Origin of the sequence: Flavobacterium restrictum (genome assembly GCF_007097245.1) — a bacterium.
GTDB classification, from domain to species: Bacteria; Bacteroidota; Bacteroidia; order Flavobacteriales; family Flavobacteriaceae; genus Flavobacterium; species Flavobacterium restrictum.
In genome coordinates, this window is the sequence record NZ_VJZT01000011.1 from 61,696 (window position 1) to 76,603 (window position 14,908).

14 protein-coding genes are annotated in these 14,908 nt (G+C 34.7%); 7 read left to right on the forward strand and 7 right to left on the reverse strand.

Annotated features, from left to right (window positions below; genetic code table 11):
* Positions 1–128 precede the first annotated feature (128 nt).
* Together FNW21_RS11135 and FNW21_RS11140 are read right to left on the reverse strand one after the other, a co-directional pair.
* Entirely contained in the window at positions 129–1,178 is a 1,050-nt protein-coding gene (locus FNW21_RS11135) for an AMP-binding protein (RefSeq protein ID WP_144256821.1), read from the reverse strand.
* Between the two features lie 38 nt (positions 1,179–1,216).
* On the reverse strand, positions 1,217–2,131 hold the full coding sequence (locus FNW21_RS11140) for a CPBP family intramembrane glutamic endopeptidase (RefSeq protein WP_144256822.1): 915 nt from the start codon (positions 2,129–2,131) through the stop codon (positions 1,217–1,219).
* 104 nt (positions 2,132–2,235) lie between these two features.
* On the opposite strand from FNW21_RS11140, the gene FNW21_RS11145 reads away from it, so the two are divergent.
* Together FNW21_RS11145 and FNW21_RS11150 are read left to right on the forward strand one after the other, a co-directional pair.
* Entirely contained in the window at positions 2,236–2,580 is a 345-nt protein-coding gene (locus FNW21_RS11145; protein WP_144256823.1) for an ArsC/Spx/MgsR family protein, read from the forward strand.
* Between the two features lie 92 nt (positions 2,581–2,672).
* Entirely contained in the window at positions 2,673–5,141 is a 2,469-nt protein-coding gene (locus FNW21_RS11150) for an outer membrane beta-barrel family protein (protein ID WP_144256824.1), read from the forward strand.
* A gap of 65 nt (positions 5,142–5,206) precedes the next feature.
* Here the strand turns inward: FNW21_RS11150 and FNW21_RS11155 are convergent, their stop codons facing one another.
* Both FNW21_RS11155 and prfB read right to left on the reverse strand, forming a co-directional pair.
* Entirely contained in the window at positions 5,207–5,377 is a 171-nt protein-coding gene (locus tag FNW21_RS11155) for a hypothetical protein (protein ID WP_144256825.1), read from the reverse strand.
* Positions 5,378–5,486: 109 nt separating this feature from the next.
* Positions 5,487–6,585, reverse strand: a protein-coding gene (gene prfB, locus FNW21_RS11160) for a peptide chain release factor 2 (RefSeq protein WP_144256826.1) whose coding sequence is annotated in 2 segments (ribosomal slippage) — positions 5,487–6,521 and positions 6,523–6,585 — 1,098 coding nt in all. Because the reading frame shifts where the segments join, the coding sequence is not laid out codon by codon here.
* Positions 6,586–6,673: 88 nt separating this feature from the next.
* Between prfB and FNW21_RS11165 the strand changes: the two genes are divergently transcribed.
* The gene (locus FNW21_RS11165) at positions 6,674–7,699 is read left to right on the forward strand and encodes a threonine aldolase family protein (protein ID WP_144256827.1); all 1,026 of its coding nucleotides are present in this window, start codon (positions 6,674–6,676) and stop codon (positions 7,697–7,699) included.
* Between the two features lie 70 nt (positions 7,700–7,769).
* Here FNW21_RS11165 and FNW21_RS11170 read toward each other — a convergent pair whose 3' ends face one another.
* A complete protein-coding gene (locus tag FNW21_RS11170; protein WP_144256828.1) occupies positions 7,770–8,090 on the reverse strand; it encodes a YbaB/EbfC family nucleoid-associated protein in 321 nt (106 codons plus the stop codon).
* A 62-nt stretch (positions 8,091–8,152) separates the two neighbouring features.
* On the opposite strand from FNW21_RS11170, the gene FNW21_RS11175 reads away from it, so the two are divergent.
* Both FNW21_RS11175 and FNW21_RS11180 read left to right on the forward strand, forming a co-directional pair.
* Positions 8,153–10,288 (forward strand): S9 family peptidase, encoded by a 2,136-nt coding sequence (locus FNW21_RS11175; RefSeq protein ID WP_144256829.1) that lies wholly within the window; start codon positions 8,153–8,155, stop codon positions 10,286–10,288.
* Positions 10,289–10,360: 72 nt separating this feature from the next.
* A complete protein-coding gene (locus tag FNW21_RS11180; protein WP_144256830.1) occupies positions 10,361–11,401 on the forward strand; it encodes a PLP-dependent cysteine synthase family protein in 1,041 nt (346 codons plus the stop codon).
* 206 nt (positions 11,402–11,607) lie between these two features.
* Here the strand turns inward: FNW21_RS11180 and FNW21_RS11185 are convergent, their stop codons facing one another.
* Positions 11,608–12,273: a spermidine synthase gene (locus FNW21_RS11185; protein ID WP_144256831.1), complete on the reverse strand. Its 666-nt coding sequence runs from the start codon at positions 12,271–12,273 to the stop codon at positions 11,608–11,610.
* Positions 12,274–12,337: 64 nt separating this feature from the next.
* Here FNW21_RS11185 and FNW21_RS11190 point away from each other — a divergent pair, with 64 nt between their 5' ends.
* On the forward strand, positions 12,338–12,889 hold the full coding sequence (locus FNW21_RS11190; protein WP_144256832.1) for a 1-acyl-sn-glycerol-3-phosphate acyltransferase: 552 nt from the start codon (positions 12,338–12,340) through the stop codon (positions 12,887–12,889).
* A gap of 4 nt (positions 12,890–12,893) precedes the next feature.
* On the opposite strand, the gene FNW21_RS11195 is transcribed toward FNW21_RS11190, so the two are convergent.
* Positions 12,894–13,373, reverse strand: coding sequence for a helix-turn-helix domain-containing protein (locus FNW21_RS11195; RefSeq protein WP_144256833.1), 480 nt, complete (start codon positions 13,371–13,373; stop codon positions 12,894–12,896).
* A gap of 312 nt (positions 13,374–13,685) precedes the next feature.
* Here FNW21_RS11195 and FNW21_RS11200 point away from each other — a divergent pair, with 312 nt between their 5' ends.
* The gene (locus FNW21_RS11200) at positions 13,686–14,840 is read left to right on the forward strand and encodes a M14 family metallopeptidase (RefSeq protein WP_144256834.1); all 1,155 of its coding nucleotides are present in this window, start codon (positions 13,686–13,688) and stop codon (positions 14,838–14,840) included.
* Positions 14,841–14,908 lie beyond the last annotated feature (68 nt).

Sequence of the window (14,908 nt, forward strand, 5' to 3'; positions counted from 1 at the left end):
TCGCCTATTCTATTGCTCGGGTCGTGGCAACTTTTTTTGATGATTTTTAGAAACCCACTCAATTCGTGTTAGAACAAAAAAAAAGAGATGAAATTGGTTTTCATCTCTTTTTTTAAAATCAAAAAAAATTATTTTGCAAGTGCAGCACTTTCGTTTCGCATAATTTTTCCAGTAGCAGTTTGTTTGAATTTTGGAACAAAAACAATTTCTTTTGGTTTTTCATATTTATCCAAAACGGCAAAAACAGATTCGTCAATTGGTAATGGTTCCCCTTCTACGAACAAAACTACTTTTTCGCCTAATTCGGTATCGGCTTCACCACGAACAAAATAGCGTCTTGGGATTAAGGTTGATAGTTTTTCTTCGATTTTTTCCGGAATTAATTTAATACCGCCACTATTGATTATGGTGTCAAAACGTCCCAACCAGATAAATTGCGTGTCCGAAACTAATTCTACGATATCATTAGTCACAATTGGCGCATCGTTAATGTATTTGGCCACAATGACTAAACATTGATTTTCGTTTATAGAAACGGTCACATTTGGCAAAACTGTAAAGGCTTCTTCCCCAATTTTTTTAGCAGCAATATGCGTAATAGTCTCTGTCATACCATAGGTTTCGTAAATTTCTATTGGCAATTTGACTAACTCTTGTACTAGTGATTTGTGTACTTTTACACCACCAATAATTACTTTTTTGATGTTGTGTAGTTTCGCAATACCGTTTTTGGCTTGAATGGGAACCATGGCGCAAAAATCATATTTCTCATCATTATATTCTAATGGGTTTGAATTTGGTGCGACAAAATCCATGTCTAATCCTAAAATAAAAGAACGAACAAACATCATTTTTCCAGCCACATAATTAGTTGGTAAACAATGCAAAACGCGATTGCCTGGTACTAGTTTAAAAAAATCACCTGTTGCCAAAGCTGATTTTACCATAGCATCTTTTTCGATACGAATCATTTTTGGAACTCCAGTAGTGCCTGAAGTATTCATATCAATATAGGATTTGTCATCAAACCAATCGAGTAAAAAGTCTCCTACGGCTTTTTGAAATTCTTCCCCTTCTTTGATATACGTATAGGCAACTCGACATAAATCTTCTCTGTTCAGATGGTATCCGTTTAGTTTAAAATGATTGTGTACGTTTTTGTAAGTGATTGCATTCATGTTGATTAATTTTAATTTAGTGCGTTGAAATTAGAGTGTTATTTTATTGAACCCGTTAGCTTTTCGATCCAGTTTGTCCAGTTGTATTTTTTTCCAAATATAATTAAAAGTATTGGGTAAATTACTACCACAGGCAAGATAACATCTAAACTTGCGGTAGGTTCAGAAATGTCTTTGAGAACTGAATTAGTTTGAAAAGCTGACCAATCCGAAGTGACTAATAAGGCGCCAATCAAGTTATTTGCGGCATGAAAACCCAATGCTAACTCCATTCCTTCATCCATCAAAGTGATGACTCCTAGCAGCAATCCCGTACCTATATAATAGACCATTATCCAATATCCCATTTTGGTCACTTCCGGATTGGATAAGTGCATTAAACCAAAAATGAGCGAAGTCATCAGTAACGGAAACCATTTATTTCCAGATAAATTAGCAAAACCCTGCATCAAATAGCCTCTAAAAACATATTCTTCGGTACTGGTTTGAATGGGAATTAACACCGTTCCAATGACCACCAAAAACAAAAAAGGGAGGGGTTTAAAATTGATTACAAAGTCATTTGGATTGCTCCAATAGAAAAATAAAGTCGAAGCAATGGTAAAACCAGACCATACCAAAAACGAGAATAAAACCCGATTCCAATCCATTTGAGCTCTCGAGGTGGTTACAGAAAGAAAACTTTGCTGGTGTAAATACCGCACTACAAAATAAATAGCGAGCATAGCAAATACAAACGAAATTAGAAGCAAAAACAAGGTTGAATTGGGTTCAAAAAAGTGCATGATTGCATCATTACTCGTTGGATACGGTTTTTTGTTGACAAAGGTTTCATAAAAAACTGCCACTAATAACGGAACCTGACCCACAACCGAGGCCGAAATAATAAGTACGGAACCCAAAATGTATTTCCAAAATGTATTTTCCTCTTTTATACCTTGTTCTAGAAACATATTTTTTTTGTTGAATTAAAGCTCCGAATTGGTTTTGTAACGTTATTTTTGCAACCACTAAAATACGCTTATTTAATCCAAAAACCGCTATAAATCTCAAAAAAATGATTCAAATTGTACACAATCCCCGTTGCGGAAAATCTAGAAGTTGTGTGGCTTTGGTAGCAAATGCCAAAATTCCCTTTGAAGAAATTCAATACCTAAAAAACAATTTTACTTTCGAAGAATTAAGCCGTATCATTGCCAAATTAGCCATAAAACCAATGGATTTAGTGCGACAAAAAGAAAAAATTTGGATTGCTAATTTCAAAAACAAATCGCTTTCGGATAAGGAAATAATTAACGCTATGGTTGCAAATCCTATTTTGATCGAAAGACCAATTGTAATTGACAATGATAAAGCAATACTAGGCAGAGATTTAGAACAGGTAGCCGCTTTTATTGCGTGAAATTTTCTCTTTGTTAACAATACTTTGTGATTTCGGGATTTAAACCATTCGTTTTATAAGCAGTCAAAGCATCATAATCAAACTATCAAAAAATGAAAAAAACTAAATTAATCGCCTCCTTTATCCTATTGTTGGTGAGTTACTTGAACTTTGCGCAAGGGCAACGACCTGACCAACAGCAAATTTTGCAGCCCACAACCAAATTAAAAATTACGGGTAAAGTAGTCGAAAAAGTGAGTAAACAACCACTGGAATATGCTACAATTACCTTCAAAAATCCAACAAATCCAAAAGCAATTGCTGGCGGAATTACCAATGCCAAAGGAGAATTTGATGTTCAAGTTGAACCAGGCATTTATGATGTGACTGTTGAATTTATATCCTTTAAACCCATCCAAATTAAACAAAAAGACATTCAAAAAAGCCTTTCTTTGGGCATGATAGCCTTGGATGAAGATGCTTCGCAATTGAATGAAGTGGTCGTTCGTGCCGAAAAATCAACTGTCGAAATTAAATTAGACAAAAAAGTGTATAATGTAGGACAAGATATGATTGTAAAAGGCGGTACGGTAAGTGATGTTTTAGACAATGTTCCGTCAGTATCCGTTGATACCGAAGGGAATGTGAGTTTAAGAGGTAGCGATAATATTAGAATTCTTATTGACGGAAGACCTTCGAATGCCATTAATATTGCCGAGGCTTTGCGCCAAATTCCAGCCGATGCCATCGATAAAGTGGAAGTTATTACCAATCCATCTGCGCGATATGACGCCGAAGGAGGTTCAGGATTAATCAACATTGTGCTCAAAAAAGGTAAAAATCAAGGACTTAACGGTACTTTTATTGCTTCAACTGGAATTCCAGAAACCTACGGATTGAGTGGAAATTTGAATTACAAAACCGAAAAATTTAATTTTTTTACTACTACAGGCTACAATTATAGAACCAATGAAGGAGGCGGTTTGACCAATTCGACCTACCTAAATGAGGATGGATCTATCAAAAGTTATTTGGACGAATCACGTGATACGCAACGTTTGCGAAAAGGATTGAGCAGTAGAGTAGGAGCCGAGTGGGCTATAACTCCTACCGCTTTCTGGACGAATGCTATCAATTATCAAAAAAATACAGGACACGATTACGACTTAATAAATTACAGCGCATTTGATGCGAATCATGCTTTTACATCTGATTCCTACCGATTGAATAATGCCAATAGCGATTCCAAAAACGTAGAGTTTACTTCGAATTTTATCAAAAATTTTAATGAAAACGGACATAAATTGACCCTTGACGGTTCTATTTCTAAAAACAATGATGATAATAATGGTATTGTTTCGGGGTCGCCACAACTAGACAAAACCTTGAACAATCAAGTGCAAAACCAGTTCCAAATTCAAGCTGATTATGTTTTGCCTTTTGGAAAAGGAAATCAGTTTGAGGCAGGATATAAAGGAAACTTTAGTGATTTGAACAACGAATATTATGTCAATAATGATGCGCAAGGCAGTGCAATTGACGGCTATTTATCGAATACCTTGCAGTACAAAGAAAAAATAAACGCACTTTACACCCAATACGGATTCAAAAAAGGCAAATTTTCATATTTATTTGGCTTGCGTTGGGAAGATACTACTATCGAAGTTAACTTGCTAGATACCAATAATTTTAACACCAAGAAATACAATAATTTTTTCCCAAGTACTTTCATAAGTTATGAGATTTCCAATCAAAGTAATTTGACAGCAAGTTACAGCAAGCGCATTTCTAGACCAAGAGGGCGTTTTATGAATCCTGCGACTAATTATGCTAGTAATGTCAATATTTTTAGAGGTAATCCTGATTTAGATCCTTCAATGACAGATAAGTATGATTTTGGTTTCATCAAGCGTTGGAGTAAAGTAACGTTTAATACTTCGGCTTATTTTGAAAACACGACTGATGTATTCACTTTTGTACGCTTACAAACGGGAGAAGAAGTAAATGGTGTTCCTGTTATTTTGAGTACGCCAATTAACCTTGGTAAAGAACAAAAAATGGGTTTTGAGTTTACTTTAAATTATACTCCTTTTAAATGGTGGAAATTGAACAGTAATTTTAATCTTTTTAATGTAAAAACGACAGGAGATTACACCTATAAGGATGCGAATAATTTGGCTATTACTCAAAATTTTGACAATACTACTTTTTCTTGGTTTGCTAGAATCAATTCCAAAGTGACTTTGCCTTACAAAATCGATTGGCAAACAACAGCCATGTATAACGGTCCTCAAACCAGTGCACAAGGTAAAGATTTGGGGCAGTTTGGTGCTAATATTGCTTTTAGCAAAGATATCTTGAAAGAAAAAGGAACACTGGCGCTTAACGTGAGCGATATTTTTAATTCTAGAATAATGAAAAAGTATACTTATCTAGAAAATGTTAATTCGTACAGTGAAATGCAGTTTAGAAAACGCCAAATCAATCTTTCGTTCACTTACAGATTCAACAAAAAGAAAGCAGAGCGAGAAAAACAACCTAAAAATGAAAATCAAGAAGGTGGTGGTGAATTTCCTGGATAAAAATTAAAAGCTATAAAAAAAAGGACTCCTGAAAAGGGGCCCTTTTTTTATAAAAAACAAATTGATTATACAGTTTGTTCTTCTTTCTTTTTAGCTCTTTTTTCTTTGTATGCTTCCCATGTTGCTCCACCTACCCAATAGGATACGAAACCAACTAGAAAAAACATTAACCAAAATCCCATAGTTAGGATGGTCAAGAAAAGTAAAAAACCTAAATACTGTGAAAAAGTAAACATATTTTCTGGGATTTTAATGTTGCTACAAATATAGTAGGATTTTCTTTTTTAACCAATTAAAAACAAAAAAACTGCAAGCTAATTTTTGATAACGAATTTGTATACTTATTTATTCTTCCTCACGTTGTCCCATCATCATCAAAAAGGCTTTCAAAAAAGCATCGATATTGCCATTCATTACGCCATCAACATCACTAGTCTCGTGACCTGTACGCACATCTTTGACTAATTTATAAGGCTGCATGACGTAATTCCTAATTTGCGAACCCCATTCGATTTTCATTTTTCCAGCTTCGATATCGCTGCGCTGTTCTTGTTGCTTTTTTAATTCAATTTCATAAAGCTGCGAACGTAACATTTGCATGGCTCGGTTTCTATTGTCGTGTTGCGAACGCGTTTCGGAACATTGAATTTGAATCCCTGATGGTTTGTGGTTCAATTGTACTTTAGTTTCTACTTTATTCACATTTTGACCACCAGCACCGCTAGAACGAGCGGTTGTAATTTCGATATCGGCAGGATTTATTTCAATTTCAATAGTGTCATCGACCAGCGGATATACATACACGGAGGCGAAGGAGGTGTGCCTTTTGGCATTGCTATCAAAAGGAGAAATTCGTACCAATCGATGTACGCCATTTTCGCCTTTTAAATACCCAAAAGAATAATCGCCTTCAATCTCGAGTGTTACCGTTTTTATTCCAGCGGCATCTCCTTTTTGAAAGTTGAGTTCTCGAATTTTGTACCCTTCTTTTTCGGCCCACATCATGTACATGCGCATGAGCATTTCGGCCCAATCGCAACTTTCGGTACCGCCAGCACCTGCCGTAATTTGTAGTACAGCACTTAAACTATCTCCTTCTTCCGAAAGCATATTTTTGAATTCAATGCCCTCAATATGAAGTTGCGTGATTGCATACTGCTCGTCTAATTCCTCCGGCGTAAGTTCACCTTCTTTATAAAAATCATAGGCAAGCTGCAACTCATCGGTCATTTCGACGGCTTTGTTGTAATCTTCAATCCATTTTTTTTTGTTCCGAAGGTTTTTTACTGTGATTTCAGCTTCTTTGGCATTGTTCCAAAAGTTTGGAGCAAAGGTTTTTTCTTCTTCGTTAGCGATTTCAATTAGTTTGGCATCAACGTCAAAGATACCTCCTCAACGCACCAAGACGCTCTACAATACCTTTTATTTGTTCGGTAGTTGTCATAAATTATGTAATTTTGTCCAGCAAAAATAGAAAAATTTTACGACGGGGGCAAATCACAGCTTGTTCCTACTTTAAATATAAAAAGAATATGGAAATAAATTTAGTAAGTGACACCGTAACTAAACCCACGCCAGAGATGTTGCAGTACATGTTTAAAGCTGTAGTTGGCGACGATGTGTACAAGCAAGACCCCACAGTTATTGCGCTAGAGGACAAAGTTGCCAAGATGTTTGGTATGGAAGCAGGTCTTTTTTTCCCGTCAGGAACTATGGCTAATCAAACGGCTATAAAGTTGCACACACAGCCAGGAGAACAATTAATAGCCGATAAATATGCGCACGTTTACCATTATGAGGGTGGTGGTGTTTCGTTCAATAGTGGTGTTTCTTGTTGTTTATTGAACGGTGATCGAGGCATGATTACTGCCCAGCAAGTAGCGGGTGCTATCAATGATCCTGAATTTTATCACAGTCCGTTAACGAGTTTGGTTTGTGTAGAAAATACCACCAATAAAGGCGGTGGCGCTTGTTATGATTTTGAAGAATTCAAGAAAATAAAACGTGTTTGCGAAGCCAATAATTTAAAATTCCATTTGGATGGTGCTCGAATTTGGAATGCTTTGGTTGCCACCAATGATGATCCAGCGGCTTACGGAAAAGTATTTGACACCATATCAGTTTGTTTATCCAAAGGACTTGGTGCACCTATAGGTTCTATTTTAGTATCTGATAAAAAAACAATACAACGTGCCCTTCGAATCCGAAAAATTTTGGGAGGCGGCATGCGTCAAGTTGGCTATTTAGCGGCAGCAGGAATTTATGCTTTAGACAATCATATCGAGCGATTGGCAGAAGATCATAGACGAGCCAAAGAACTTGCCGAAGTTTTAAAGAAAGTGAATTGGGTAGCAAGTGTGGAACCTGTAACAACTAATATTTTGATATTTTCATTGACACCGCACTATACGGATAGTGTTTTGATCGAAAAATTAAAACAAAAAAACATAGCCATTAGTACCATTGGCCCCGGAAAATTACGCATCGTTACGCATCTGGATTATCGGGAAGTGATGCATACTTATGTAATGGAAACATTAGAGCGATTGCACCTTTAATAAAAAAGGGTTTAGTAAATAAAAATGCTAAACCCTTTTTTTTGACTTTTTTTATAAACAGTAATTGGTATTACTTAAACAAATTATCCATTCCTGGAATCATTGGCATGTCCATTTTAGCTACTGCATCAAGTTCGGTTTGGTTCACTTTGGCAGCTCTTTCGATCGCTTTATTCAAAACCAAAATCAAATAATCTTCCAGTTGTTCCTTGTCTTCTAATAAAGAGTCATCGAGAACAATCGCTTTTATTTTGGTGTTGGCTGTCAGCGTCACTTTTAGTAAACCATCTGTGCTTTGCTCGTCAATAAGTACGGTGTCGAGTCTTTTTTTAGTATCTTCAATTTTTTGTTGGGTCTCCTTGAGTTTGCCCATCATTCCCATTAAATCCATATTTTTTATATTTTAAGTTACAAAATTAGTATATTGCAGAGTCATATTCAATAAAAATTTTTATGAAAAAATCACTCCTTTTGCGTTGTCTTTGTGTTATTTTTGTACTACCAATTTTTAAAATAAACGCCCAAAAAATGCCAAATACTACTGCTGCACCCGTTGCTAAAATAATTCCTAAAAATTTAGAAAAACACAACGATACAAGAATAGACAATTATTTTTGGTTAAACGATAGAGAAAATCCAGAAGTTATTGATTACTTAAATCAAGAAAATGCCTATTACAATACGCATACTGCTTCGACCAAAGATTTTCAAACGGCATTATTCGAGGAAATGAAAGGACGCATCAAAGAAGATGATTCCTCCGTTCCGTATTTATATAATGGGTATTATTACAATTCAAGATATGAAAAAGGGCAAGATTATCCTATTTATTCTCGAAAAAAAGGAAGTCTTACCGCTCCTGAAGAAATTTTATTTAATTGCAATGAATTGGCCAAAGGGCATTCGTTCTTTCAATTGGGCGGTATGAGTATTAGTCCAGATAATAAGTTGGCTTCTTTTGGGGTTGATACTTTTGGGCGAAGAATTTATACCATTCAAATAAAAAATCTAGAAACTGGCGCAATTCTACCCGATAAAATAGAAAATACAACTGGAAGTTCCGTTTGGGCTAATGATAACAAAACTATTTTTTATACCCACCAAGACAAAGTAACCTTGCGTGCGGATAAAGTTTTTAGACATAAAATGGCAACCGATGCAGCAACCGACTTTTTAGTTTTTGAAGAAAAAGACGATACTTTTAATGTTTCTGTTAGTAAAGAAAAATCAAAAAAATACATTGTAATAGGTTCCGAAAGTACGCTAACAACCGAATACAGTATTTTGAATTCCGATATTCCTGATGGTGTATTTACCGTTTTTCAGCCTAGAGTTCGCGGATTAGAATATAGTATTTCGCATTTTGGCGATTCCTTTTATGTCTTGACCAATAAAGATAATGCGACTAATTTCAAGCTAATGAAAACGCCTGAAACCGCTACTGCAAAAGAGAATTGGAAAGATGTAATACCACACCGAAACGATGTTTTATTAGAAGATATTGAGATTTTTAAAAATTATTTAGTCCTCGAAGAACGTTCCAATGGTTTGACTCATATTCGAATCATGCCTTGGGATGGCAAAGGCGAGTATTATTTGCCTTTTGGAAGTGAAACCTATGCAGCTTACACGACAACTAATGTTGATTTTGATACTGATATTTTGCGTTACAGCTACCAATCGCTTGCCACACCCTCATCGATAATTGATTTTAATATGCTGACCAAAGCCAAAGAAATCATGAAAGAGCAACAAGTAATGGGTGGCAAATTTGATAAAAATAATTACACCGAAGAGCGTATTTGGGCCACCGCAACAGATGGTACCCAAGTGCCAATTTCTATGGTATATCGAAAAGGCTTGAAAAAAGATGGAACCAATCCGGTCTTGCTTTACGCTTACGGATCCTACGGTATTACTATGGATACTTATTTTTCTTCAACCCGTTTGACATTATTAGATAGAGGATTTGTTTTTGCAATAGCACACATTAGAGGAGGAGAAGACCTAGGAAGGCAATGGTATGAAGATGGTAAATTATTGAAAAAGAAAAATACGTTTACTGATTTTATTGATTGTTCGACCTATTTAATCAATCAAAAATATACCGCTCCCAATCATTTATATGCCGAGGGAGGTTCCGCTGGAGGCTTGTTAATGGGGGCAGTAGTCAATATGGCGCCACAATTATACAATGGTATTATTGCGCAAGTTCCTTTTGTAGATGTGGTTACTACAATGCTGGACGACAGCATTCCGCTTACAACTGGCGAATATGATGAATGGGGGAATCCAAACGAAAAAAAATATTATGATTATATGTTATCGTATTCGCCGTATGATAATGTAAAAAAACAAAAATATCCTAATATGTATGTGTCAACGGGCCTGCACGATTCGCAAGTACAATACTGGGAACCCGCTAAATGGGTGGCCAAATTGCGAACAATGAAAACCGATAACACCGTTTTATACCTAGTTACAAATATGGATGCTGGTCACGGAGGTGCTTCTGGTCGTTTTGAAGCCATCAAGGAATTAGCCAAAGAGTATAGTTTTTTATTAGATTTAGAGAAAATTAAAAAGTAATTCCATTTTTTTTGCTAAATTTGCAACTTGTCAAGGTAAAGTTAAAAAATTGTCTTGATTAACTATTTTTTTATGAAAGAAGAAATAAATGCTTATAATAATGTTTTAGAATTAATAGGGAACACTCCTCTTATTAAACTAAATAAAGTCACCGAAGAGTTAGAAGGTAATTTCTATGCAAAGGTAGAAGCTTTTAATCCTGGACATTCTTCAAAAGACAGGATCGCATTATATATAATTGAGGAAGCTGAAAAGAAAGGGATTTTATCACCTGGTGATACTATAATTGAAACTACTTCTGGTAATACAGGATTCAGTTTAGCAATGGTAAGTATCATAAAGGGGTATAGCTGTATTCTAGCAGTTAGCTCAAAATCATCCAAAGATAAAATCGATATGCTTCGCAGTTTAGGTGCCAAAGTATATGTTTGCCCAGCGCATGTCTCTGCCGATGATGAACGCTCGTATTACAGCGTAGCTAAACGTTTGCATGAGGAAACCAAAGGATCCGTTTACATTAATCAATACTTTAACCAACTTAATATAGATGCCCATTATTTATCTACGGGGCCAGAAATCTGGAAACAAACTAACGGTAAAATAACACATCTTGTTGCCTGCAGTGGTACTGGAGGAACTATTTCAGGTACAGCTAAATTTTTGAAAGAGCAAAATCCCAATATTAAAATTTTAGGTGTTGATGCTTTTGGTTCGGTTTTAAAAAAATACCATGAGACCAAAGAGTTTGATAACAAAGAAATATACCCGTATCGTATTGAAGGTTTAGGCAAAAACCTAATTCCATCAGCAACTGATTTTGAAATTATTGACAAGTTCATGAAAGTTACGGATGAAGAAAGTGCCCATTCAACACGCGAATTAGCACGTAAAGAAGGCTTGTTCGTAGGATACACTTCTGGAGCAGTAATGCAAGCCATCAAGCAATATGCCGATGATGGGGAGTTTGACGCTACTAGTAATGTAATAGCCATTTTTCCTGATCATGGTTCCCGTTATATGAGTAAAGTTTTTAGTGACGATTGGATGAATGAACAAGGATTTTTTGACAGCATCAACGAAGCCGAAGCTCAAAAAATAGAGTTTATTAAATAGTTTAGTAGACTATATTTTACAAACGATAATTTTTCTAAAAACTACAATTACTTTCGTAATAAAACTTTTTCAAGTATTTTTTGAGTTTTAAATTGGTTGAATTTTTTATTTTTTCAATTTGTAAAAATCAATCAAGAGTAGTCTATATAGTTTGAGTAGTTTTTGCTATTATAATTTAGATGTCTGTTTTCTTTTCAAAAAAAGGCTTAAATCAATTTTTCGATTACAATTAACTCATTGTGGACTTCAACTCTTGGGATTGTTCTTATTTTGAATTGATTTTCATAAAATTCCCCTACGTATTTTTTATTTCTCAAATTCGATTCGGAATCGAGGCACATGGTGTTAAAAAGTACAACTCCTTTGCTTTTTAATAAAAAACAAACGCGATCCGTAAAAAACTTTTCGAATAAAAAAGCAGGCATGGTAGTGTCCTGAAAAATATCAATAATAATGAGGTCGTACTTGTCTTTGGTTTTCAAAATAAATTCGAAAGCATCATCAATCACTATTGTTAAATTGGGTATTTCATTTATTTTAAAATAAGTATTGGCAACAGTTATGATTTCAGGATCTATTTCGACACCCGTTATTTTTCCAGTAAATCCAATTTCATCTACCAATGTTTTTATAACACTCCCGCCTGCTACGCCAAGAACGAGCACATGTTCCATTTTTTTGATGCGCTTAAAACCAATGGTTTTTAAACCTTTTCGTAAAATGCGTTGCAAACTTCCATAGGAATAATTAGTATTTTCGGAATCCAATACTAATTCTCCGTTAGCCCAAGTTACTTCGATAGATTTGCTCCAAGCCGATTTCGATTGATAAATTTTGATAGGGAGTAGATAGCTTACAATTTTTTTGAGCATTAGCGTGCGTTTTTTCTCAAAAATAAGATATAAATTATTTATTTTGCACAAATAAATCACAAGAATGAAAAAACAATTGTACAAATGGCTTTTTTATGACCTAATGGGTTGGAGAATTGTAGGTTCTATAGACAACGACGTAAAAAAGTGTGTTATGATGGTCATGCCACACACGAGCAACCATGATTTTTATTTAGGAATCTTTACTCGAGGCATTACAGGATTAGACATGCATTGGGTTGGAAAAAAAGAATTGTTTCAGTTTCCTTTTGGATTTTATTTCAAATACATGGGTGGAGAGCCTTTAGATCGTTCAGGAGGGTTAAATAAGGTAGATTCGATTGCAACTATCTTCCAGAAAAAAGCCGTTTTTAGACTTGCCGTTGCTCCCGAGGGAACACGCAAAAAAGTAACCGAAATTAGAACTGGGTTTTATTATATCGCTTTGAAGGCAAATGTTCCTATAATTCCTGTCGCATTTGATTTTGGTAAAAAACAAGTTCGTTTAGGAAGTCCTATGTTGCCAACAGGAAACATAGAGGCAGACTTGAACAGTCTCAAACAACACTTTGTAGGGGTAGCGGGTAAAATTCCGGCAAATGGATTTCAACTCTAAATTTTCAGGTGTTGGGATGGAAAACTTTGAAAGTTCCATTTGTATAAAAGAACACTATTTTTTCAACTTCATTCAAAGGAGTCTCGTTAAGTTGGGGCTCCTTTTTTCGTTTTTCTACGTCCACATTATTTTGTGTTATCCCGTTTTGTATTTCCGAAAATAAATTTTCTGGCTCGATTTCTTTTGGAGTTGGAGTAGGTGCATTAGGTTTATTTTGTGCGACCAATACGTTATCATCCGGACTGGTATTGTGTTTGTTTTTAGGAAAAATTCCTTTTCCGTTTAAGATCCAATACAAATCAACTTCTGGAAAAACATCTAAAATTTTAAGTATAAAATCCAAACTCGGCTTGTTCCTTCCGGATAAAAGGTGGGACAAACTAGAGCGTTGTACTCCAATTTTATCAGCAAACGAAGAGGCATTTAGGCTGTAATAATCCAATAGAATTTCGATTCTTTTTATAAAATCTTCGGTGTTTACCATTGTGAAATTGCTTTAAAAAATAACTATTTACAAATGTAATTAAAATTAAATAAAGAAGCAAAATTACAAGTGTAAATTAGTAAAAGCATAACATTTAGTATAAAGTAAAATATAAGATTAAGTATTTTAAAATACTGATTAGCAATGATTTTTGTTTTATTTTAATAATTAATAACAATTGTCAATTTTTTGTAAACCGAATACCGCTTTAAGTACCATAAACGTGTTTACAAAATTAAAATATCGTTTTACAATTTCGTTTACAATTGTAAATATAAAGATGTTTACTTTTGTAAAATCATTTACTACGCTATGAATTTAGAACATTTATTTACAGAATTTAAAGAGCAAGCAATACAAGGTCGTTACCTTACGCTCGAAAATATTGAACCGTTATTACAGCAATTAAATACGAATAATCAAGTTTCGATTATAGGAAAATCGGTTCTTGAAAAACCTATTTATAAGTATCAAATAGGTCAAGGTGCGACTAGAATTTTTCTTTGGTCGCAAATGCACGGTAACGAAAGTACGACTACCAAAGCCTTGTTTGATTTTATAAACCTCTTGAACAGCGGTTCAAATCTGGCAAATCAATTGCTTGAAACCTTTACTTTTTGTTGTATTCCTATTTTGAATCCTGACGGTGCGGCATTGTATACTCGTGAAAATGCCAATAAAGTGGATTTGAACAGAGATTCGCAGAATTTGACACAGCCCGAAAGCATTGTCTTGAGAGCAACATTCGAATCCTTTAAACCCGATTATTGTTTTAATTTACACGATCAACGCACTATTTTTGGGGTTGGAGCAACAGGAAAGCCAGCTACAGTATCGTTTTTGGCGCCATCTTATAACGAAGAGCGAGAGGTAAATGCGTCCCGTTTAAAGGCTATAAACTTAATTGCGGGCATTAATAAAGTCTTGCAGGAGTATATTCTTGGGCAAATAGGGCGATTTGACGATTCGTTTAATATTAATTGCATAGGAGACACGTTTCAGTATCTAGGTGTTTCTACTTTATTGTTTGAAGCAGGACATTTCTCTAATGATTACCAGCGGGAAGAAACTCGAAAATATGTTTTTATGGCTTTGCTCTCGAGTTTTACATTGCTTTGCGAAAACGATATAGTTAGCAATGGAATTACTGATTATTTGAATATTTCACAAAATAAAGTCGTTTTTTATGATTTTATGTTTAAAAATGTCAAAATAAATTATGATGGTATTGAAATAATAACGAATTTTGCAGCACAATACAAAGAGGAGTTATTTGAAAATCAGATTTTTTTCAATGCCTACATAACTGAAGTAGGGGATTTGGAAAATTATTTTGGTCATTATGAGTACGATGCTAAAAAAGCATTATATGAAGATGATTATGATAATTTTCCGAAATTGAATCAAAAAGCAAATTTTTATTTAGATAAAAAGATAGAATTTGTTAACGGATTGATAAAAAGTTGATTTTTTCATCGTTTTATTGTTTTTTATGTATATTTTTATCCTTTGTTATAGCAAATAGTAATATTAAT

Bases quoted from the DNA above. Each gene is read 5' to 3' on its own strand.
- FNW21_RS11155 (WP_144256825.1), bottom strand. From the start codon at position 5,377: ATGTTTACTTTTTCACAGTATTTAGGTTTTTTACTTTTCTTGACCATC.
- FNW21_RS11165 (WP_144256827.1), top strand. From the start codon at position 6,674: ATGGAAATAAATTTAGTAAGTGACACCGTAACTAAACCCACGCCAGAG.
- FNW21_RS11185 (WP_144256831.1), bottom strand. From the start codon at position 12,273: ATGCTCAAAAAAATTGTAAGCTATCTACTCCCTATCAAAATTTATCAA.
- FNW21_RS11135 (WP_144256821.1), bottom strand. From the start codon at position 1,178: ATGAATGCAATCACTTACAAAAACGTACACAATCATTTTAAACTAAAC.
- FNW21_RS11150 (WP_144256824.1), top strand. From the start codon at position 2,673: ATGAAAAAAACTAAATTAATCGCCTCCTTTATCCTATTGTTGGTGAGT.
- FNW21_RS11140 (WP_144256822.1), bottom strand. From the start codon at position 2,131: ATGTTTCTAGAACAAGGTATAAAAGAGGAAAATACATTTTGGAAATAC.
- FNW21_RS11170 (WP_144256828.1), bottom strand. From the start codon at position 8,090: ATGGATTTAATGGGAATGATGGGCAAACTCAAGGAGACCCAACAAAAA.
- FNW21_RS11175 (WP_144256829.1), top strand. From the start codon at position 8,153: ATGAAAAAATCACTCCTTTTGCGTTGTCTTTGTGTTATTTTTGTACTA.
- FNW21_RS11195 (WP_144256833.1), bottom strand. From the start codon at position 13,373: ATGGTAAACACCGAAGATTTTATAAAAAGAATCGAAATTCTATTGGAT.
- FNW21_RS11145 (WP_144256823.1), top strand. From the start codon at position 2,236: ATGATTCAAATTGTACACAATCCCCGTTGCGGAAAATCTAGAAGTTGT.
- FNW21_RS11200 (WP_144256834.1), top strand. From the start codon at position 13,686: ATGAATTTAGAACATTTATTTACAGAATTTAAAGAGCAAGCAATACAA.
- FNW21_RS11190 (WP_144256832.1), top strand. From the start codon at position 12,338: ATGAAAAAACAATTGTACAAATGGCTTTTTTATGACCTAATGGGTTGG.
- FNW21_RS11180 (WP_144256830.1), top strand. From the start codon at position 10,361: ATGAAAGAAGAAATAAATGCTTATAATAATGTTTTAGAATTAATAGGG.